Consider the following 19,578-nt stretch of genomic DNA (forward strand, 5'->3'; position numbering starts at 1 on the left):
GCTCTGGCTCCTACGATTCCCGACTCCCGATTCCCGACTCCCGATTCCCCATTCCCGCTTCACCGAACAGGCATGCCCGGCTGCGCACCAGCATCGGCGTCCAGCAGTGCCAGCGTGCCGCCGTCGAAGCCGGCCGACAGGATCATGCCTTCGCTGATGCCGAAGCGCATCTTGCGTGGAGCCAGGTTGGCGATGAACACCACGCTGCGGCCGACCAGCGTTTCCGGTTCGCCATAGCTGGCGCGGATGCCCGAGAAGATCTGGCGCTTGCCCAGCTCGCCGGCATCCAGCTCGAAGCGCAGCAGCTTGTCCGAGCCTTCCACAAATTCGCACACCAGCACCTTGCCGATGCGCAGGTCGAGCTTGGCGAAATCGTCGATGCCGATGAGGCTGGGAGCGGCGGTTGGGGACTGGGGAGTCGCAACGGCCGCCGGTTTCGTCTCGGCCTTGGCCGGTGCGGGCTTGGTGGTCGCAGCGGGTGCCGCAGGTGCGGCCATGGTGTCTTTTGAAGCGTCGGTCATGGCGTCGATCAGTTTGGGGTCGATACGGGTGAACAGGGCGGTGTAGGGCTGGATCACGTGCGCGGTCAGCGGGCGCGCGACGTCGTCCCAGCTGGTCATCGGTGCCGACAGGAAGGCTTCGGCCTCGGCACAGGTGCGCGGCAGGATCGGCTTGAGTGCGGCCACCAGGATCCGGAACAGGTTCAGGCCCTGCGTGCACACCGATTGCAGCTGCGCATCGGCACCGTCCTGCTTGGCGATCACCCACGGCTTGGTGTCGTCGATGTACTTGTTGGCCTCGTCGGCCAGCGCCATGGTCTGGCGGATCGCGCTGGCCGCATCGTTGCGCTCGTAGGCCTCACGGATCGGCGCCAGTGCGGCGACGAAGCGGTCGTACTGCGCCGGGTCGGGCAGGGCGTCGGCCAGCTTGCCGTCGAAGCGCTTGCCGATGAAGCCGGCGCAGCGGCTGGCCAGGTTGACGAACTTGCCGACCAGATCCGCATTCACCCGCGCGATGAAATCGCCCAGGTTCAGGTCCAGATCGTCCACGCCGCCGGATGACTTGGCCGCGAAGTAGTAGCGCAGCGCCTCCGGTTCCAGGCCCACGTCCAGGAAGGTCCTCGCCATCACGAAGGTGCCGCGCGACTTGGACATCTTGGCGCCGTCCACGGTGAGGTAGCCGTTGACGTGCAGCCGGGTCGGCGCGCGATGGCCGGTGCCGTGAAGCACCGCCGGCCAGAACAGGCCGTGGAAGTTGACGATGTCCTTGCCGATGAAGTGATGCAGCTCGGTCTGCGTGCCGGCGACCAGATGGGCCTCGAAATCCTCGCCCATCTGCGCGCACAGGGTCTTGAAGCTGCACAGGTAGCCGATCGGCGCGTCCAGCCACACGTAGAAATACTTGCCCGGCTGGCCGGGAATCTGGAAGCCGAAATACGGCGCATCGCGCGAGATGTCCCAGGCGCGCAGGCCGCCTTCGGTGTCCAGCCATTCCTTGAGCTTGGCCTTGACGCCGGGCAGTGCCACATCGCCGGCCAGCCACTCACGCAAGAACCCGTCGAAATGGCCCACTTCGAAGAAGAAATGCTCCGAGTCGCGCAACTCCGGCGTGGCACCGGAGATCACCGACCTGGGCTCCTTCAGCTCGGTCGGCGCGTAGGTGGCGCCGCAGACCTCGCAGTTGTCGCCGTATTGATCGGCGCTGCCGCAATTGGGGCAGATGCCCTTGATGTAGCGATCCGGCAGGAACATGCCCTTGGCCGGGTCGTAGAACTGCGCCACCGAGCGGCGGCTGATGTGACCGGCGGCCTCCAGCCTGGTGTAGAAGGCCTCGGTGAGTTCGCGATTGACCGGCGAATTGGTCGAATCGTAATGATCGAAGGTCACCCCAAACGCGGCGAAATCGCGCTCATGGCTGGCCTGGATGCTGGCGATGAAGGCCTCCGGGGTGACCCCGGACTTTTCGGCGGCAAGCATGATCGGCGTGCCATGGGTGTCGTCGGCGCAGACGAACCAGGTCTTGTCGCCGCGCAGGCGGCGCGCGCGCACCCAGATGTCGGCCTGGATGTAGCCGACCAGATGGCCAAGATGCAGCGGCCCGTTGGCATAGGGCAGGGCGGTGGTGACGAGTGCGGTGCGGGTCATGGCAGGCGTAATGCGGGGGACAGCCGATTATCGCATTAGTCGAGAGCCGGGATTGGGGCTGGGAGATTGGGGATTCGTCAAGGCAGGACCAGGCCACGTGCCGGTCCAGACGCGCGGCCTTGGCCATCGCTGCGGCGGCAGCAGCCGAGGATCCCGCCCAATACGACAAGCCCTCAACGATGCGCCGACGCACAAAAAAGGCGCCCCGCAGGGCGCCCGCTCTTGCGAATCCCGGCTCCCGATTCCCCAATCCCAGCTATTCACGAATCCAGGTCTGGGTGCGGCCCAATGCCTCAACGCCCACATAGCCGCGCATCTGCAACTTCTTGCCGCCGTCGGTCAGGGTGACCTTGGCCTTGTAGGTCTTGCCCTTGGCCGGGTCGAGCACCGAGCCGCCGCTCCACACCGCGGTACCGTCGGGCTTGAGGCCCCACAGGATGGTCATGCCCTTGATCGGCTTGCCCTTCTGGTTGCCATCGCACTTGTCGCAGGTCGGGTTGGGCCCATGGTTGGACTGCAGGATGTCGACCACCTTGCCGCTCAGCGTACCGTTGCCGAGCTGCTCGATCTGCACCACCGACTTGGGCTTGCCGGTTTCGTCGTCGATGGTTTTCCAGCGGCCCACCGGCGAATCGGCGGCCTGGGCCAGCAGCGAGGCGGCGGCCAGCGGCAGGGCCAGCATCAGGGTCTTGAAGGTCTTGCGCATGTGTCCCCTCCCAGGGATTGCTGTGGCCGCCGTCGGCGGCCTGACCGGAATGTATACCGTGGAGTATGGTGGGGGAAAGGCGCGCTGCGGAATGCGTTCATGCCACGCGCGCCCGGTGCCGTTGCCGGTCCAGGTCCGCTGACGGGGCCGGGTATGTCTCATGTCAGCGGTCATGGCGCTGTTCGGCTCGCTTGCGCTGCCGGCTGTGTGTCCCGCATGCCCTCGCCGATCACCGATCAGCAGCCACGGCAGCAACCACCCGCTATTGCAGCGTCACCTGCTTGCGGTTGTCCGCCGGCACGCGATCGATCAGCTTGTTGTCCGGATCGAAGCCGGCCTCGATCGGCAGGCGGTCGACGGTCATGCTGAAACTGGGCGCGGCGCTGGTGACATGCTGCCGTTGCAAGGCCAGTACCGGCGCCTGTGCGTTCTTGCCGGCCGGAGCACCGTAGATCGCCACCTCGATCCAGTCGTCCAGCGGCACCGCCTGCTCCTTGCCCGTGCCGTCGGCCTGCAACTTGGCCGCCTGCGTTTGCACGGTCACCTCGAAACGGCCATCGGGGCGCTTGCGCGCCTGCGCGCTGACCACGCGGTTGTCGTAGAAGGTGATCTTCTCGAACAGGTCGGTGATCAGTTCTTGCTGGTCCGGGCGTGCCTGGGCCCGAATGGCCTGCAGCAACTCGGCCGAGGTGGTGTAGGGCGGCTGCTGGAATGCCTTGGCCGCCAGGAAGCGCTGCAATGCACGATTGAGCGCCTGCTCGCCGAGCTCCTCGCGCAGCCGGTAGAACGCCAGCGAGCCCTTGCGGTAGTGGATGTATTGCTGGTCTTCCACGCGATACAGCGGCAACTCCTCGATGGTTTCGCCACCACGGCCTTCCAGATAGCGATCCAGTTCGTAGCGGAGGAAGCGGCGCATATGGGCGCGTCCGTACTCGCGCTCCATCACCATCAACGCCGAATACTGCGCCAGCGATTCGGACAGCAAGGTGGCGCCCTGCACGTTCGCCCCGATCACCTGATGCGCCCACCACTGGTGCGCCACTTCGTGCGCGGTGACATAGAACACGTAGTCGATGTCGTCTTTGTCGCGCAGGTCGGCGATGAAGCCGATCGACTCGGAATAGGGGATGGTATTGGCGAATGACTGCGCAAAGCGCGCGTAGCCGGGGAACTCGATGATGCGCACCTGACGATGCTGATACGGGCTGAAGTTGGCTTCGTAATAGGTCAGCGACTTCTGCACGCTTTCGATCATGCGCTGCACGTTGTACGGGTGCTTGGAGTCGTAATAGACCTCGATCGGGATGTTCTTGTAACGCGCCTTGCGCACTTGCCAACGTGCCGACAGGTAGGCGTAGAAATTGAGCATCGGCCGGTCCATCACGTAGCGGAAGCAGCGCCTGCCATCGCGTTGGAATTCCTGCTGCAGATAGCCCGGTGCCAGGGCGATCTGATCCGGCGCGGTGCAGACGGTGCTGGCAAAGTCGAGCCAGTCGGCATCGTCGCTGACGTAGGTGTTGGCGCGCGCGGCCTGGTCCTCGAGCTTGGGCATACGCGTGGGTTCGCCCAGGCCGCGCTTGCGGCGGTCGTTGCGGTCGCTGATCTCGGTCCGGGTGTTGTAGCCGAACCAAGGCAGCAAGGTGTTGTTGAAAAAGCTGCCATTGGCGACCAGTTCGGTCTGTGCCTGCTCGGCGGTGAGGCCATGTGGATGCTGGTCCACGTGGAAACGGAATACGCGCTCTTCGCCGGGTTGCAGCGGCCGCTGTAGTCGATAGATGCGGTAGCCGGCCGGCACGTCGTGCAGGGTCAGCGTTTGCCCGCCCAGGTCCACCTTTACCAGGCTGCGGTCCCCCGTGCGGCCCTGCATGCCGATGTGCACCTCGCTGATCGGCGTGGGGTGGGTGTTGCGCACCGTCCAGGTGGCATCGATGACCACCGACTGGGTTTCCGGATGCAGGTCGACATGGTTGTCGACGGCGATGATGCGCGGCTGCGGCAGATCCTTGTATTTGCGGTAATCGCGCTCGTAGCGCGCCTGCAGGTCCAGCCGCTGTTCCGGCGACAGGAAGCTGTTGTAGACGTTGGTGTTCCAGTACAGCCAGCCGCCGACCGCCACGAAGCCGAGCAGGCTGACCGCCAGGGCCGCACCGGTCGGGCTGCGCAGGCGCTGCAGCGCCTGCCGCACACGCTGGCGCAGGCCATGGCCCACGCCACGTGGCCAGAACGCCGAAGACAGCAACAGCAGGGCCAGCAGGAACACGCCCCAATAGCCCTGGAACCACAACTGGCCGGGCAGGAAGTGCCCGTAGCCGTTCATGTCCGAATACGGCGCATTGGGCCAGCCGCCGAAGGTGTAGAGGTTCTGGGTGTAGTCGAGCATCGACAGCGCCGATTGCCCGATCAGCACCAGCATCAGCAACGCATAGCCGACGAACTTGTTGTTGCTCAGCACCTGCAGCGCCAGCGCCATGCCGCCCATCAGCACATACAGTACCGAGCCCAGCGCCAGCGTCTTGAGATACAGCAGCGGCTCGATGCTGGTGTAGCCGTGGCCCAGCTGCAGCGCGATCGCGGTCACCGCACCGGCGAGCTGGAAGCTGGCGATCACCGCCAGCAAGGCGACGAACTTGCCCAGCAGGGGAACCCAGTCCGGCACCGGCATGGCATCGGTGATGCCGTCGATACGGTTGCTGCGTTCTTTCCACACCAGTTCGCCGGCATAGAACAGCACCACGATGATCAGCAGAAAGCTGTAGCTGTTCTGCAGCGCCTGCAGCATCAAGGAGGTGACCGGCAGCACGGCGGTACCGTAAAGGCGCGCAGTGAACAGTGCGGTCGGAATGAAATTGGCCAGGCCCAGCATCAGCAGCACCACGAACGGCGCGCTGCGCAGCACGCCGAGCGTATCGAAACGGATCTGGCGCAGCAGTTGCCGCCATGCGGTGGCCGCGCCGAAGCTGGGCGTGACCGTCAGGCGTGTCGTGGTGACGCGCGCGCTGGCGGGAGGTGCATCAGCAGGCGCAACCGACGCCGCACCACGGCGCCGCCGCGTCCCGCTGCGCTCGGTACGGAACAGCGCGAACGTGGCGGCAAACAACATACCGCTCATGCCCAGCCACAGCGCGCGATTGGCGAGCAGGTAACCGGTCAGCGGCGGCAGCTGGTGATTGCGCTGCTCCACCGACCAGTAGCGCAGCGTCTGCGACAACGCGCGAATGCCGAGCGGGTCGGACAGCGTGGCGATCCATACATTGTCCAGGTCGGCCATCAGCGCACGGCTCACGCCGTACAGCACGAAGAACACGATCACACCGATATAGACCCACAGGATGCTGCGCGTGGTCACCGCCAGCACCGACAGCAGCGCGGTGGTGAACAGCAGGTTGGGCAGCACCAGCACCAGCAGCGACCACAGATAGGGCAGTACGGCGACCGGCCCGAGCCGGGCCTGATCGATCCACGGCATGAACTGGGCGGCGAACATGCCCAGCGCGATCACCACATACATCAGCATGCCGGCAATCAGCGCCGCGCCGATGCGGCCGAGCAGATAGTCGCGTCGCCTTACCGGCGTGGAAAACACCAGCTCGGCGGTGCCCAGGTCGAAGTCGCGCAGCAAGGCATTGCTGACGAACAGGGTGGTCACCAGTAGGCCGAGCAGGCTGAAAAGTCCGAGCAGTGTGGCGATCACCGTAGGCGCATTGCGCAGCACGTTGCCGATGCCACCGCCGATCTGCACCGCGTCGCTGGACAGCGCGGCAAACGCAAGCAGCGCATACAACGCAGCCAGCAGCCACAGCAGGGGCGAGCGCAGTTGTTCGCGCAGCTCGAAGCGCAGGAACGCCAGGATCATCGCAGCGCTCCGTCAGGCGGCCAGCGCTTGCGTGCGCAGGCGTTGGAAATAGACGTCCTCCAGATCGGGAGCGACCTGTTCGAAACCCGGCTCCGGGCAATCGGTACTGAACACGTGGATCACCGGGTGGCCGGCAATCAGGCGCGTGGACAGCACGGTGAAGCGTGCCTCGTAATCGGGCAATGCCTGCTTGCTGACCTGTTTGCGCCAGACCTGCTGCTGCAGCATGGCGATCGCATCGGCAGGCCGCCCGGTCAGCAGCACCTGGCCCCTGTTCATGATGGCCATCGTCGGGCACAGGTCGGTGACATCTTCGACGATGTGGGTGGACAGGATCACCACGACGTTTTCGCCGATTTCGGCCAGCAGATTGAGAAAGCGATTGCGCTCTTCCGGATCCAGCCCGGCGGTGGGCTCGTCGACGATGACCAGTTGCGGGTTGCCCAGCAGCGCCTGCGCGATGCCGAAGCGCTGGCGCATGCCGCCGGAATAGGTGCCGAGCTTGCGCTTGCGCGCATCCCACAGATTGACCTGCTGCAACAGCCGCTCGACCACCTCCTTGCGTTGGCCGCGATCGGTGAGCCCCTTGAGCACGGCGAAGTGATCGAGCATGTCCAGCGCGCTCACCTTCGGGTACACGCCGAAATCCTGTGGCAGGTAGCCCAGCCGGCGCCGCAACGCGTCCTTGTCGGTGAGCACGTCGATGCTGCTGCCATCGGCGCCGGTCAGGCTGACGCTGCCCGAATCGGGCTCCTGCAGCGTGGCCAGCGTGCGCATCAGCGACGACTTGCCGGCGCCGTTTGGCCCCAGCAGTCCGAACATGCCGCGAGGGATGTCGAGCGTGACGCCTTGCAGCGCATGCACGCCATTGGCGTAGGTCTTGGACAGCGCGCGGATCTGCAGCATGGACGGTTCCTGTGTCCTGGGGTGGTTGGATCTTCACGACGTTGCGGTATCGCCGCATCCGCCGGAAGTCACAGCGACGATCGACTACGCCTGTTCGACGTGCCCGTGCGGCGGATGTGACCGAACCCTGCTGTCCGCTGCGCTCAACCGACCTCGTACAGCTCCAGCGGCAAGTCATCCGGGTCGGCGAAGAAGGTGAAGCGGCGGCCGGTGTATTCGTCGATGCGGATGTCCTCGGTGCTCACCTCGTGCGCAGCGAGATGCGCCACGGCCGCGTCCAGATCCTCGACGCGGAAGGCGAGATGGCGCAGGCCGCGGGCTTCCGGGCGGCTGGGGCGCAGCGGTGCGTCGGGAAACGAAAACAGCTCGATCTGTCCGCCATCGGGCAGCGCCAGGTCCAGCTTCCAGGAATCGCGCGCCTGCCGGTAATGCTCATCGAGCACCCGCAGGCCCAGGATGTCGCAGTAGAACCGCTTGGAGACCGCGTAGTCGCCGGCGATGATCGCCACGTGGTGGATGCCGGCCAGCTTCATGCGGCGCCTCGCACGCGTTGCGGACACGGGCGCTGCTGCGGGGCCGGCACGGATGCGCGAGGCGCGGCGACAGCGATCCGGGCTGCCAGACGTGCCGGTAGCCGGGATGCGCTCCAGCGCTGCGTCTGCGCCGCCGTGCGTGTGTGCAGATGGTATGGCATGGCAACAGTCCGGATGAGCAGTCGCGAGGATACCCCCGGTAGCGCCAGGGCGTGTCGTGCCGGCCGGGCCGAGCGCGAAGCGTACGTGGGCCGATCGTGGGCGCGACATGCCGCATGGCATCCCGCAATACCTGGTTGTGCGTCACGCCTGGCCACTGCATGGCTGTGCTCGCCTGCGCGCGCATGGCAGGATGCGCTGCCACCGATCAGACACGCCGATGCCCGACCCGTCGTCCACCGCCGCACCGCAATTCCAGCGCAGCATGCAGGTGCGCCATCTGGTGATGCTCTCGCTGGGCGGGGTCATCGGCACCGGGCTGTTCTTCAATACCGGCTACATCATCGCCAGCACCGGTGCGTTGGGCACGGTGATCGCGTATCTGATCGGCGCGCTGGTGGTGTACCTGGTGATGCAATGCCTGGGCGAGCTGGCGGTGGCGATGCCGCAGACCGGCGCCTTTCATGTATATGCCGCGCGGTATCTCGGCCCGGCCACCGGGTACGTGGTGGCGTGGCTGTACTGGCTGACCTGGACGGTGGCATTGGGCTCGAGCCTGACCGCGGCGGCGTTCTGCATGCAGTACTGGTTCCCGCACACCCCGGCATGGCCTTGGTGTCTGTTGTTCTGCGCGCTGATCTTCGCCCTGAACACGGTCTCGGCGCGCTGGTTTGCCGAAGGCGAATTCTGGTTCTCGCTGATCAAGGTGATCACGATCGTGCTGTTCATCGTGCTCGGTGGCGCGGCGGTGATCGGCGTGCTGCCGTTGGCCGATGGGTCGCCGGCGCCGGGATTGCGCCACCTGCGCGCCGACGGCTGGTTTGCGCAAGGCACGCTGCCGATCCTGATGACGATGGTGGCAGTGAACTTTGCCTTTTCCGGCACCGAGTTGATCGGCGTGGCCGCGGGCGAAACCGCGGAGCCGGCGCGTGCGATTCCGCTGGCGATCCGCACCACGCTGGTACGGCTGGTGGTGTTGTTCGTCGGCACCGTGCTGGTGCTTGCCGCGTTGCTGCCGGCCGAGCAGGCGGCCGTGGACACCAGCCCGTTCGTGCGCGCGTTCGAGTTGCTGGGCATCCCGTATGCGGCCGATGTGTTGAATGCGGTGATCCTCACCGCGATCCTGTCGGCGGCCAATTCCGGCCTGTATGCGGCCGCGCGCATGTTGTGGTCGCTGGCCAACGAGGGCACGCTGCCGGCGCGGCTCGCAGGCCTGACCCGTCGCGGCATCCCGTTGCCGGCCTTGATACTGAGCATGTTGGGCGGCCTGTTGGCGCTGCTCACCGGCGTCTATGCGGCCGATACCGTGTTCGTGGCGATTTCGGCGGTGTCCGGTTTTGCGGTGGTGGTGGTGTGGCTGAGCATCTGCGCCTCGCACTACGTCTTTCGACGCCAGTTGCTGCGCGACGGCATCGCGCCGGAGAGCCTGGCCTACCGCGCGCCGTGGTATCCGTGGACGCCGCTGCTGGGGTTTGCGCTCTGCCTGCTGGCCTGCATCGGCCTGGCATTCGATCCGCAGCAGCGCATTGCGCTGTGGTGCGGCATCCCGTTCGTGGCGCTGTGCTACGGCGCCCATGCACTCACCCAATGGCTTGCCAGCAGGAGGCCACACCCATGACGATTCTTCCCCGCCAGCCGCGCGCCGGGGCGCCTTTCAGCCAGGCGCTGCAGCACGACGGCTACGTGCTGCTCGACGGTGCACTTGCCACCGAACTGGAACAACGCGGCTGCGATCTCAACGATGCGCTGTGGTCGGCGCGCGTGCTGATGGAACAGCCGGAGCTGATCTACCAGGTGCATCGCGACTATTTCGCTGCCGGCGCGCAGTGCGCCATCACCGCCAGCTACCAGGCCACGCCGCTGGGCTTTGCCGCGCGCGGGCTGGACCTGGCGCAGTCGCAGGCGCTGATCGCACGCAGCGTGGCCCTGGCTGCACAGGCGCGCGCCGATCATCTGCAGGCGCAACCGCAGGACGCGCCGTTATGGGTGGCCGGGTCGGTCGGGCCGTATGGTGCGTACCTGGCCGATGGTTCGGAATATCGCGGCGACTATGCACTGCCGCTGGCGCAACTGATGGACTTCCATCGCCCGCGCATCGCCGCGCTGGCCGCGGCTGGCGTGGATGTGCTGGCCTGCGAGACGCTGCCGTCGGCCAGCGAGATCGTCGCGCTGCGGCTGCTGCTGGAGGAATTCCCGCAGCTGCCTGCGTGGTTCTCGTTCACCTTGCGTGATGCGGCGCATTTGAGCGATGGCACGCCGCTGGCGCAGGTCGTGCCGGCGCTGGATGCCTGCGCGCAGGTGATCGCGGTGGGCATCAACTGCATTGCGCTGGAAGATGTCACCGCCGCGCTGCAAAGCCTGTCCGCGCTGACCACGCTGCCGCTGGTGGTGTATCCAAATTCAGGCGAACACTACGACGCCAGCGACAAGCGCTGGCACGCCGGCGCCGCGCAGGCGTGCACCCTGGCCGATCAGCATGCGCAGTGGCTGGCCGCAGGTGCGCGGTTGATCGGCGGCTGCTGCCGCACCACGCCGCGCGACATCGCCGCGCTGGCGGCCGCACGCGTGGCGGGTTGAAACGCAGCCGGTAGGGCAGCGGCGTTGATCGCAGGGCAGCGCCTCGGACGAGCCTGTCAGCCGCGTGTGTGCCACTGGCAGACGCGTCAGGTCGCCTGCGCTTCGGGCCACGCCCACAGGTGACGCGCCTGGTCCGGAGCGCGTTACCTGCGGTTGCTTGACGACCGTGATGCCACGCCAGCTCGCCTCACCCCTTCTGCGTGGCGATCCAGCGCTGGATCTTCTCCTGCAGGATATCCAGCGGCACCGAGCCGTCCTTGAGCACCTCGGTGTGGAAGGCGCGCACATCGAAGCGCGGACCCAGTTCGCGTTGCGCCTGTTCGCGCAACTGCGCGATCTTCATCTCGCCGACCTTGTACGCCAGCGCCTGGCCGGGAATGGCCATGTAGCGGTCCACCTCGGCCTCGGCATCGGTGCGGGTCATGGCCGAGTTGTTGAGCATGTAGTCGATCGCCTGCGTGCGGGTCCAGCCCTTGCTGTGCAGGCCGGTATCGGTGACCAGGCGGATCGAGCGCCACAACGCGTTCTGCAGATAGCCGTAGTAGTTGTACGGGTCCTGATACAGGCCCAGTTCGCGGCCCAGTGATTCGGCGTACAGCCCCCAGCCCTCGATGTAGGCGGTCTCGCCACCCAGGCGGCGGAACTTGGGCAGGTCGGTCAGCTGCTGCTGCAGCCCGAGCTGGAAGTGGTGGCCGGGGATGGCCTCGTGCAGATACAGGCTTTCGGTTTCCCAGGTCCTGCGCGCGTCCAGGTCGGAGGTGTTGACGTAGAACACCCCCGGCGTGCTGCCGTCGCCGCTGGGGCGCATGTACGAGCCGCTGGCGGCCGACTGCGCACGCTGCGGTTCCACCACGCGCACTTCCAGCGCCGGCATGCCCTGGACATTGAACAGGCGCGGCACCGCCGCTTGCACGCGTCCCTGCAGGCCACGGTAATAGCCCAGCAATTCGGTCTCGTTGCGGAACGCGAAGCGCTTGTCGGTCTGCATGAACTTGTAGAACTTGGGCAGGTTGCCGCGGAACCGGACCTGCTTGGCCAGCGCGGCGATCTCGCCCTGCAGCCGCGCCACCTCGTCCAGCCCGATCTGGTGGATCTGCTCCGGGGTCAGGTCGGAGGTGGTGCTCTGGCGCACGTCGTAGGCGTACCAGGCCGCGCCATTGCGCAGCGCGGTCAGGCCGTCGGTGTCACGGCAGGCGGGCAGGTACTCGGTGGCGATGAAGCCGCGTAGCGCCCGGTACGCCGGCATGATCCGCACTTCGATCAGGCGCTTGTATTCGGCGGTGATGCGCTGCTTGTCGGCCTCGGGCATGTCTGCCGGCAGGTTGCGCACCGGGCCCCAGAACAGGCTGTCTTCGGCATTGCGCGCGATGATCGCATCCAGCTGCGGCAGTACCTTCTGCATCAGGACCTTCGGCTGCACCACGCCGGCCTGCATGCCGGCCCGCATGTTGGTGATGGCCTGGTCGAACAGGTCCGGGATGCCCACCGCACGCCGCGACCAGTTGTCGTAGTCCTTGACGGTCTTGAACGGCTGCGCGCCGGTGCCCGAGCCCAGCACCACCGCGATGCTGGCGATGTTGTAGAACTGGTTGATCGGCAGCATCCAGCTGGGGAACTGCTCGGCCGCCAGTGCGCTGCGCGCATCGCGCACGAAGATCTGGTAGCTGAGCAGATCCTGCCCGCTCAGGCCGTCCGGCCCCAGCGCCTCGGCCTTGCCCAGCCACAGCACGGTGAAGTCGTGCGACTGCTGCCGGAACGCCGGCGACAGGAAATTGGGCAACTGGTCGTTGTAGCGGGTCTCGCCCTGGAAGGTGGCCTGCAGCGGGTTGAGCTTGAGCGAGGCATCCCAGTACTGGTCGTAGAGCAGGTTGAGTTGCTGCGCCTTGGTCAGCACCACCGGGGCGGCCACCGCACGCGGCCTGGGCCTGGCGGCCTTGCCACCCTTGGCGGTCTTCGAGGCCTTGGCTGCCGGCTTGGCGGTCTTCTTGCCCTTGCTCGCCTTCGCGCGCGTTTGCGTGGTCTGTGCCTTGGCGGTCTTCTTCTTGGCCGCATCGGCGGGCGCTGCCACTGACAGGCTCAGCACGGCGGCCAGGGCCAGGGACAGCAGGCGGGAAAAGCTGAGGGGCATTACCGGCTCCGGGAACAAGCGAGCGGGGAGCTTGCCCGATCCGCAACGTTCCGGCCACCCATCGGGCGCACGGGGCGCGCCTGGAATTCATGAAGCCCGCTGCGCATGCCTGCGGCGCGCAGGCATGCTGCAGTGCGATAGGCTTGCGCTCATGCCAAGCGATGAATCGACATGCGGGACCCAGGTGCCCGTGCAGGGTGGGCAGGGTTTCTGGCGCGATCCGGCGTTGCCCTTTGTCGAACTGCGCCAGGTGATCAACAGCCGCAGCCTGTGTTATGCCGCGCATACGCACGAGCAATGGTCGGTGGGCGCGGTCGACCGCGGGCTTGCGCGCTATCGCAATGGACGCGTGAGGGCGCAGGTGGGCGCGCGGTCGCTGACCCTGATCAACCCGGGCGAGGTGCATGCCTGCAATCCGGATCAGCAGCAGGACTGGTCGTTCCGCATGCTGTATCTGGACGTGGCGTGGCTGCGCGAACAACAGCGCGCACTCGGCCTGGCCACCAACGCCGATGTGCACTTGCTGGCGGCGCCGCTGTGCCAGACCCCGGCAGCCTATGCCGCCTTCGACCGCATGCATGCGGTATTGACCGATGGCAATGCCGACGCGCTTGCACGCGAGAGTGCATTGATCGCGTTCGTGGCGCGGCTGCATCTGCATGTGGAGCCGATCAGTCGCGCGCTTGCGGTCGATACCGGGCCAATGCGACAGGTGGCCGAGTATCTGCAGACCCATCACGCGCGTGCGGTATCGCTGCGCGAACTGTGCACGCTGGCCGGGATGCCGGCGCCGCGGCTGATTCGCGGCTTTCGCCAGGCCCACGGGATGACCCCGCATGCGTATCTGCTGGATTGCCGTTTCCAGCGTGCACGCGAGGCCTTGCGGCGTGGTGGAGAGATCGCCGAAGTCGCCTATGCGCATGGCTACGCCGATCAGGCGCACCTGCAGCGCAGCTTCAAACGCGCCTGGGCGGTGACACCGGGGCGTTATCGCAATGCGGTCCCTAATTCCATCAGCAGATAGACCGCGCTCAGTACAAGCAGCGCAGCCAACACCCGGTTCAAGCGCCGTAGCTGTTTGGGCACTTGCACATGCCGGCGCAGCGCTGCGCCTGCCAATAACCAGCACGCCAGCGAGGGGTAGCAGACCAGCGCATACACCGCCGCAAAGCCCGCCAGTTGCGTGGTGCCTGTCGTTGCATACAGCGCAACGCCGGAGGTCGCCGCCAACCAGGCCTTGGGGTTGAGCCATTGCATCGCCGCACCGGTCCAGAACGAGGCGGCCGTGCGCGGCCTGGCAGTCTCGATGACGCCATCGTCGCGCAGCAGGCGCCAGGCCATGTAGAGCAGGAACCCCACCCCTGCCAGATGCAAGGCACGGCCGAGCAGCGGCCAGCGCAGCAACACCTGCTGCAGTCCCAGGCCCACCAACAGCAGCAGCGCGACGAAGCCGACGGTGGCGCCGATCACGTGGCCATGCCCGGCACGCGCGCCGGCACTGGCGCCGGTGCTCAGCGCGACCAGGTTGACCGGCCCGGGCGAAATCGAGCACACCAGCGCAAAGCTGGCCATTGCGACAAGATGGTCCATGGCGCGGAATCCGTAGCGGGGCGCACCAGCATGGCTGGCGACCGCAGCCGCGGATTGAACAAAATTTCGATGGGCGGCCGCTGCGGCCGTCGCATGATCGGCAAGCGCAGCGAACGGGCGGCAAGCGGGCTGCGCGCAAGACCAAGGGGCCGGTTCGATGCCGCCGCCCGGGCGCCGGTGGTTGTCCTGCAGCGATGCGGCCGGCAGGCTTCCGCGTTGTCAGCCGGAGGCGGCTTCTTCGCGCAGCTGCTCGGCGCGCTCGGCGCCCAGGTAAGCGCCGATGGCGCGGCGCGCCAGATACAGCAGCGGGATCAATGCGATCGCAAAGCCCATCTTGTAGACGTAGTTGAGCGTGCTCACCGCCAGGAACTGGTCGATGGACCAGTGCTGCGGTCCGAGCACGAAGGCGATGTAGATCACCACGAAGCTGTCCACCAGTTGCGACACCGCCGTGGAGCCGGTGGCACGCAGCCACACGTGCTTTTCGCCGGTGGCGCGGCGGATGCGATGGAATACCGACACGTCGATCAACTGGCCGAACAGGAACGCCACCAGCGAGCCGCCGATCGTCCACAGGCCCTGGCCGAACACCGCCGCAAAGGCCGCCTGGTAGTCGGGCACGCCCTGGCCCTGCGCCGCAGTGACCCACCAGGCTGCCGGCGCCAATGCGATCGCGGCAAACGCGAACACGAAGCCGTAGCCGATCAGCACCACCGCCACCCACGAGATGAAACGCACCCCGCGGCTGCCGAAGAACTCGTTGATGGTGTCGGTCATGATGAACACCACCGGCCACAGCAAGGTGCCGGCGGTGAAGCTGAGCGAGCCGGTCTGGCCGAACAGGTTCCAGTTCAACGGCGCGATGCCGAGCGTGTCTTCCAGCGCGAAGATCTTGACGCCGATGAACTCGGCCAATGCCGCGTTGACGCAAAAGAACGCGGCCAGCGCAATGAACAGGCGGACCGCACGATCGTCGAGGGTACGCGGCCGTGTCATTGCGTCAGCGATCCGCCGTGCGGGTGAAGGGAACCGAGTCGGGCGCCACTGCGCCGCCGGAGATGATGAAGCTCATGGCCTGATCCACGCTCCAGTCGGTGGGCGTGAGCAGCTCCACCGGCACGATCTCCAGATAGCCGGAGGTCGGGTTGGGCGTGGTCGGCACATACACCGCCGCCAGCTCGCGGCCGGTGCCCTGTTCCTTGATCACCCGCGTGACCAGGCCGATCGACTTCATGTCGCGATGCGGGAAGTCGATCAGCACCACGCGCTGGGTGCTGCCGGGCTGGGTCTGCAGGATGTCGAGCAATTTGCGCGCGCTGTCGTAGACCACGCTGGCCAGCGGGATGCGCCGCATGATCGCCTCGAACCAGCGCAGCAGGCGCTGGCCGATCACGCGCCGGCTCAGGATGCCGACGAACAGGATCACGCCCACGGTGGCGATCAGCGCGATGGTGTTCTGCACCCACAGCGCCTTGATCCAGCCCAGATAATCGGGGAACGAGGCGGCGATGCGTTCGGACAGCGGCACCACCCACGGGCTGCTGATGCCCGACAACAGCGAGAACACGAACTTCACCACCACCCAGGTCAACCAGACCGGCAGCAGGGTGAGCAAGCCGGTCAGGAAGACCCGTTGCAGGGAAGGGCGGGAATGCGGAGTGGGGGATTCGGACATGCGCGCATTGTAGGCATTCGGCCGTGCCCGGTGCAGGCGCGCGGCGCGCCTTGTTCGCCGGGGAGACGGCAAGTGCGCATCGGCGTATGCCACTCGCAGCTCTGTCCGGGCCGCTCTAAGATGGCGCAGCTCATCCACGGACGGTGCCCGCGCATGCTCGCCAAATTTCTCAAGTCGGCCCTGCTGGGGCTATGCATCCTGATCGCCCTGCTGGTGGCCCTGTACGCGATCTCCGCGCGCTGGCCGATTCCTGACGCGCAGCGCCAGGCGTTGGCGCAGATCGATCAACCACCAGCCGCACCGCCGGCAGGCTCGAATCTATTTGCTGCACTCTGGTTGCTGCCGTATGTCGTCCCGGCTACCGAACAGGACGTCGTGATGGAACGCGATCTGCAGCGGTTTGCGAACGCCAGGACTGCGGCCGGTTTTGTCAGCGACGCAGCGCGCTATCCGCGCACGCCGCCGTGGCCAGCCGCCGCACCGCCCAAGTGCAACTGGTCCACTCCAGACTGCCTGGACAAGGTGCGCGCTCAGCCCCAAGCCTATGCCGATGCGCTGATGTCACAGGCACCGCTGTTGCAGCGCGCCGCCACGCTGTCATCGCGTGACTATTACCGCAATCTGTTTCCGACCCGTGCCGACACACCGCTGCCGGAGTTGCAGGGGTTGAGTGTGCCGATGACCCAGCACGCGCTGGACTTCGTCCAGGGCCACCAGCAGGCTGCGTTGTCTGGCGTGTGTGCGGACGCACAGGTGGCGCGCGTGCTGTTGCGCGGTCAGGACACACTGATCGCGACGATGATCGGGGCAGCCATGTTGCGCGGTAACGCCGAGCTGTTCACCGACATGCTGAGCGAACTGCCGTCGACCCAGCCGTTACCTGCGCGTTGCCAAGCGGCATTTGCGCCGTTGACGATGGATGAGACCAGCCTGTGTGGAGGCCTACGCGGCGAAGCACGCTTGGTCAGTGCCAATTACCGCGCGGTCGTCGAAGCCGGCGGCGACCAGCGGCGCTGGTACGACAGTTTGGTGCCGCCGCTGCTGGACGTTGAACGAACCCGTGCACTGACCGCGCCGTATTACACCTGGGCCTGCCACACCGACGTGCGCACGCAGGTGGAGCAGGACCGCAAGGTGCCGACCAGTGCCATACCCGCCGCGCCAACAGTGACCTTCGCCTGTATCGCCAACGCAATCGGCTGCCTGTTCGCCGACGTGGAGCATATGGATAGCGCGCAGTATCAATGGCAGTTGCAGGATCTGGCCGCGACAACGCGGCTGACCTCGGCAGTGCTGTGGCTACGTGCGCATCCCGCCGAGCAACAGACGCTGGCGCAGCGCCTGGATCAACTGCCCGCCACGCTGATCCGACCAGGGCGCGACATCACCGCTGGCGAAGATGGAAAGACGCTAGAACTGCCGCGTTACGCGCGCAGCGATCACGCCAACCTGCAGGTGCCATTGGCGGCAAGCAAGGTGGCACAGGCAGCAGCGATGCAGGGCAAGCCGTGACATTTGCGGCTGCAGAAGGCGACACCAGGGCAGGCAAGCACGCGTCGCTGATTGCATAACGGACAACGCCACCCAGGAACGGATCCCGGACGGCGTTGTCAGTCGCTACATCAGTGTGATGCCCCTGTTTAGAACCGGAAATTCAGCCAGCCCATGACGAAGGTCGAATCGCCGTAGCCGGCTTTTTCCAGCGCGGGCCCCGCCATCAGGTGTTCGGCGCGGAAGGTCACCGACCAGTTCGGGTCGATGTTCCAGGTGGCGTTGATGCGCGGCATGGTGCCGATGCGGCGCTCGCCGGTGTTCTGCGTGCGTGCGTAGGCGCGTGCCTGGTTGTTGTAGATCGCATCGCTGGTGGTCTGGCGCCACAGGGTTTCCCATTCCAGGTTCACGGTGAGCTTGGACGTGGGCGAGAAGGTGAACGTGGGCGCGGCGGTGACCAGGTTGACCGGGCCGAAGAACGTCGCCCAGCTGAAGTAGATCGTATTGCCGTACAGGAAGTTGTTGTTGCGCAGCGTGCCGGTGCCGGAGGTGCCGCCGCCGCCGGAGGCGATTTCGCTATGGAAGCCCAGGCGCGGCTTCCAGCCGTTGTCGCTCAGCGTCCACGCATTGGAGGTGCTGGCCATGTAGGCACGCAGGTCGCGCCCGCCGTAGCTGCCGCGCTGCACGGTCACGAACGAGTCGGTGCGCAGCTTGCCCACATTGCCCCACAGGCGCAGCCCGTAGTAGTTGCGGTTTTCTTCAGCGGTCTGCCGGCCCCAGACCTGGTTGTCGTTGCGGAACTGATAGAAGAACGGCTCCAGATACATCGGCTTGGCGGTCGGCATGCGCCAGCCGCCGACCACGCCGCGGAAGTGCCGCGAGCGGTCGATGCGATCGTCGCCCAGTCCCTCGGTGCCATCCAGGTTGAAGTTGAAATCGAACAGGTCCACGCGGGTCTTTTCGCCGATCGCCCAGGCGCGCACACCGTTGAAGGTCACGAAGATGTCGGTGTTGTCGCGCAATGCCATCAGCGTGGTGGGGCCATCGACAAACACCTGGCGGCCCACGCGCAGGCCGAGGTCGGCATCGTTGACGCGTCCTTTCACATCGAAGAACACCTGCTGCAGGATCGCGTTGTTTTCCTGCGTACCGGTCTTGGCCCCCTCGTTGCGTCCATCCAGGCTGCCGTGCGCCAGTTCCGTATACAGACGGAAGTGCTCGCCAATATGGAAGTCGGCACCGAAGAACGCGCGTAACAGATACTGCTGCTGCGAGTGGCTGCCGGGAATCAGACCGGGATTGGTGATGGTGTTGCTGCGCACGCGCAGTTCGTTGCTGAGCGAGACATACACATCGCCCGATTCATTGAACGGAATGTACTTGAGCGGATCGAACGGGCTCTTGCGCTTGGAGGGATCCTTCAGATACGACCAGTCCTCGGCCCAACGCACCTGCCACATGTTGCCGCCCTGCTTGGCTCCCCAGCCCTGCGCTTCGAGCGGATACCCCTTGGCGGGCGCGGGCGCCGCAGGAGCGGCGGGCGCGGCCTTCGCCGGTTCCGGCTGGGTCTGCTCGGCATTGACCGGCGCGGTCTGCGCCTGCGCAAACCCCAGTGCCGGCAGTGACAACCCGATCGCCAAGCACAGGCACCGGGTGGCGCCAAAGGAAGTTTCAGCCATGGCCGGCTGTGCCAAGCGTGCTAGTCGCATCGTGTCGCCCTATCGAAAAAGTGAGTCGTCTGAGCAAGTGGTATCGGCCCAGTGGGCAATGACTGTAGTGGAGCGCTGCCGCAAAGGGAGTAACCCAATGGTTCTAA

14 protein-coding genes are annotated in these 19,578 nt (G+C 66.1%); 4 read left to right on the forward strand and 10 right to left on the reverse strand.

Features of this window, described 5'->3' with window-relative positions; genetic code table 11:
- Positions 1-59: 59 nt before the first annotated feature.
- The 5 genes from metG to EO170_RS08455 form a co-directional block, all read right to left on the reverse strand.
- Entirely contained in the window at positions 60-2,144 is a 2,085-nt protein-coding gene (metG, locus tag EO170_RS08435) for a methionine--tRNA ligase (RefSeq protein ID WP_126942235.1), read from the reverse strand.
- Between the two features lie 256 nt (positions 2,145-2,400).
- Entirely contained in the window at positions 2,401-2,850 is a 450-nt protein-coding gene (locus tag EO170_RS08440; protein WP_104583415.1) for a DUF2147 domain-containing protein, read from the reverse strand.
- A gap of 262 nt (positions 2,851-3,112) precedes the next feature.
- Positions 3,113-6,703 carry a M1 family aminopeptidase gene (locus tag EO170_RS08445; protein ID WP_126942238.1) on the reverse strand — a complete coding sequence of 1,197 codons (3,591 nt, stop codon included), beginning with the start codon at positions 6,701-6,703 and terminating at the stop codon, positions 3,113-3,115.
- Between the two features lie 12 nt (positions 6,704-6,715).
- Complete coding sequence (locus tag EO170_RS08450) at positions 6,716-7,609, reverse strand: ABC transporter ATP-binding protein (RefSeq protein ID WP_126942241.1); 894 nt, start codon at positions 7,607-7,609, stop codon at positions 6,716-6,718.
- 143 nt (positions 7,610-7,752) lie between these two features.
- Positions 7,753-8,142, reverse strand: a complete 390-nt coding sequence (locus EO170_RS08455) for a VOC family protein (protein ID WP_104583413.1) — start codon at positions 8,140-8,142, stop codon at positions 7,753-7,755.
- 379 nt (positions 8,143-8,521) lie between these two features.
- On the opposite strand from EO170_RS08455, the gene mmuP reads away from it, so the two are divergent.
- On the forward strand, positions 8,522-9,919 hold the full coding sequence (gene mmuP, locus EO170_RS08460; protein WP_126942245.1) for an S-methylmethionine permease: 1,398 nt from the start codon (positions 8,522-8,524) through the stop codon (positions 9,917-9,919).
- Positions 9,916-10,878 (forward strand): homocysteine S-methyltransferase, encoded by a 963-nt coding sequence (gene mmuM / locus EO170_RS08465; protein WP_119132362.1) that lies wholly within the window; start codon positions 9,916-9,918, stop codon positions 10,876-10,878. The genes mmuP and mmuM overlap by 4 nt, the downstream gene beginning before the upstream one ends.
- A 187-nt stretch (positions 10,879-11,065) precedes the next feature.
- Here the strand turns inward: mmuM and EO170_RS08470 are convergent, their stop codons facing one another.
- Positions 11,066-13,006 carry a DUF885 family protein gene (locus EO170_RS08470; RefSeq protein WP_126944076.1) on the reverse strand — a complete coding sequence of 647 codons (1,941 nt, stop codon included), beginning with the start codon at positions 13,004-13,006 and terminating at the stop codon, positions 11,066-11,068.
- Between the two features lie 151 nt (positions 13,007-13,157).
- On the opposite strand from EO170_RS08470, the gene EO170_RS08475 reads away from it, so the two are divergent.
- Positions 13,158-14,030: an AraC family transcriptional regulator gene (locus EO170_RS08475; protein ID WP_164740973.1), complete on the forward strand. Its 873-nt coding sequence runs from the start codon at positions 13,158-13,160 to the stop codon at positions 14,028-14,030.
- On the opposite strand, the gene EO170_RS08480 is transcribed toward EO170_RS08475, so the two are convergent.
- The 3 genes from EO170_RS08480 to EO170_RS08490 form a co-directional block, all read right to left on the reverse strand.
- Positions 13,994-14,596, reverse strand: a complete 603-nt coding sequence (locus EO170_RS08480) for a LysE family translocator (protein ID WP_164740974.1) — start codon at positions 14,594-14,596, stop codon at positions 13,994-13,996. The genes EO170_RS08475 and EO170_RS08480 overlap by 37 nt on opposite strands.
- Before the next feature lie 219 nt (positions 14,597-14,815).
- Positions 14,816-15,592 (reverse strand): queuosine precursor transporter, encoded by a 777-nt coding sequence (locus EO170_RS08485; protein ID WP_104583407.1) that lies wholly within the window; start codon positions 15,590-15,592, stop codon positions 14,816-14,818.
- A 4-nt stretch (positions 15,593-15,596) separates the two neighbouring features.
- Positions 15,597-16,271, reverse strand: coding sequence for a DUF502 domain-containing protein (locus EO170_RS08490; RefSeq protein WP_053046264.1), 675 nt, complete (start codon positions 16,269-16,271; stop codon positions 15,597-15,599).
- Between the two features lie 153 nt (positions 16,272-16,424).
- Between EO170_RS08490 and EO170_RS08495 the strand changes: the two genes are divergently transcribed.
- Positions 16,425-17,783 (forward strand): hypothetical protein, encoded by a 1,359-nt coding sequence (locus EO170_RS08495; protein WP_104583464.1) that lies wholly within the window; start codon positions 16,425-16,427, stop codon positions 17,781-17,783.
- Between the two features lie 128 nt (positions 17,784-17,911).
- Here EO170_RS08495 and EO170_RS08500 read toward each other — a convergent pair whose 3' ends face one another.
- The gene (locus EO170_RS08500) at positions 17,912-19,471 is read right to left on the reverse strand and encodes an alginate export family protein (protein ID WP_053045252.1); all 1,560 of its coding nucleotides are present in this window, start codon (positions 19,469-19,471) and stop codon (positions 17,912-17,914) included.
- Positions 19,472-19,578 lie beyond the last annotated feature (107 nt).

The sequence above is a fragment of the Xanthomonas sp. BRIP62409 genome (genome assembly GCF_003992965.1).
GTDB classification, from domain to species: Bacteria; Pseudomonadota; Gammaproteobacteria; order Xanthomonadales; family Xanthomonadaceae; genus Xanthomonas; species Xanthomonas euroxanthea.

Excerpts from the sequence above, each read along its gene's own strand:
- metG (WP_126942235.1), bottom strand. The coding sequence starts at position 2,144 with ATGACCCGCACCGCACTCGTCACCACCGCCCTGCCCTATGCCAACGGG.
- EO170_RS08440 (WP_104583415.1), bottom strand. The coding sequence starts at position 2,850 with ATGCGCAAGACCTTCAAGACCCTGATGCTGGCCCTGCCGCTGGCCGCC.
- EO170_RS08445 (WP_126942238.1), bottom strand. The coding sequence starts at position 6,703 with ATGATCCTGGCGTTCCTGCGCTTCGAGCTGCGCGAACAACTGCGCTCG.
- EO170_RS08450 (WP_126942241.1), bottom strand. The coding sequence starts at position 7,609 with ATGCTGCAGATCCGCGCGCTGTCCAAGACCTACGCCAATGGCGTGCAT.
- EO170_RS08455 (WP_104583413.1), bottom strand. The coding sequence starts at position 8,142 with ATGAAGCTGGCCGGCATCCACCACGTGGCGATCATCGCCGGCGACTAC.
- mmuP (WP_126942245.1), top strand. The coding sequence starts at position 8,522 with ATGCCCGACCCGTCGTCCACCGCCGCACCGCAATTCCAGCGCAGCATG.
- mmuM (WP_119132362.1), top strand. The coding sequence starts at position 9,916 with ATGACGATTCTTCCCCGCCAGCCGCGCGCCGGGGCGCCTTTCAGCCAG.
- EO170_RS08470 (WP_126944076.1), bottom strand. The coding sequence starts at position 13,006 with ATGCCCCTCAGCTTTTCCCGCCTGCTGTCCCTGGCCCTGGCCGCCGTG.
- EO170_RS08475 (WP_164740973.1), top strand. The coding sequence starts at position 13,158 with ATGCCAAGCGATGAATCGACATGCGGGACCCAGGTGCCCGTGCAGGGT.
- EO170_RS08480 (WP_164740974.1), bottom strand. The coding sequence starts at position 14,596 with ATGGACCATCTTGTCGCAATGGCCAGCTTTGCGCTGGTGTGCTCGATT.
- EO170_RS08485 (WP_104583407.1), bottom strand. The coding sequence starts at position 15,592 with ATGACACGGCCGCGTACCCTCGACGATCGTGCGGTCCGCCTGTTCATT.
- EO170_RS08490 (WP_053046264.1), bottom strand. The coding sequence starts at position 16,271 with ATGTCCGAATCCCCCACTCCGCATTCCCGCCCTTCCCTGCAACGGGTC.
- EO170_RS08495 (WP_104583464.1), top strand. The coding sequence starts at position 16,425 with ATGCTCGCCAAATTTCTCAAGTCGGCCCTGCTGGGGCTATGCATCCTG.
- EO170_RS08500 (WP_053045252.1), bottom strand. The coding sequence starts at position 19,471 with ATGCGACTAGCACGCTTGGCACAGCCGGCCATGGCTGAAACTTCCTTT.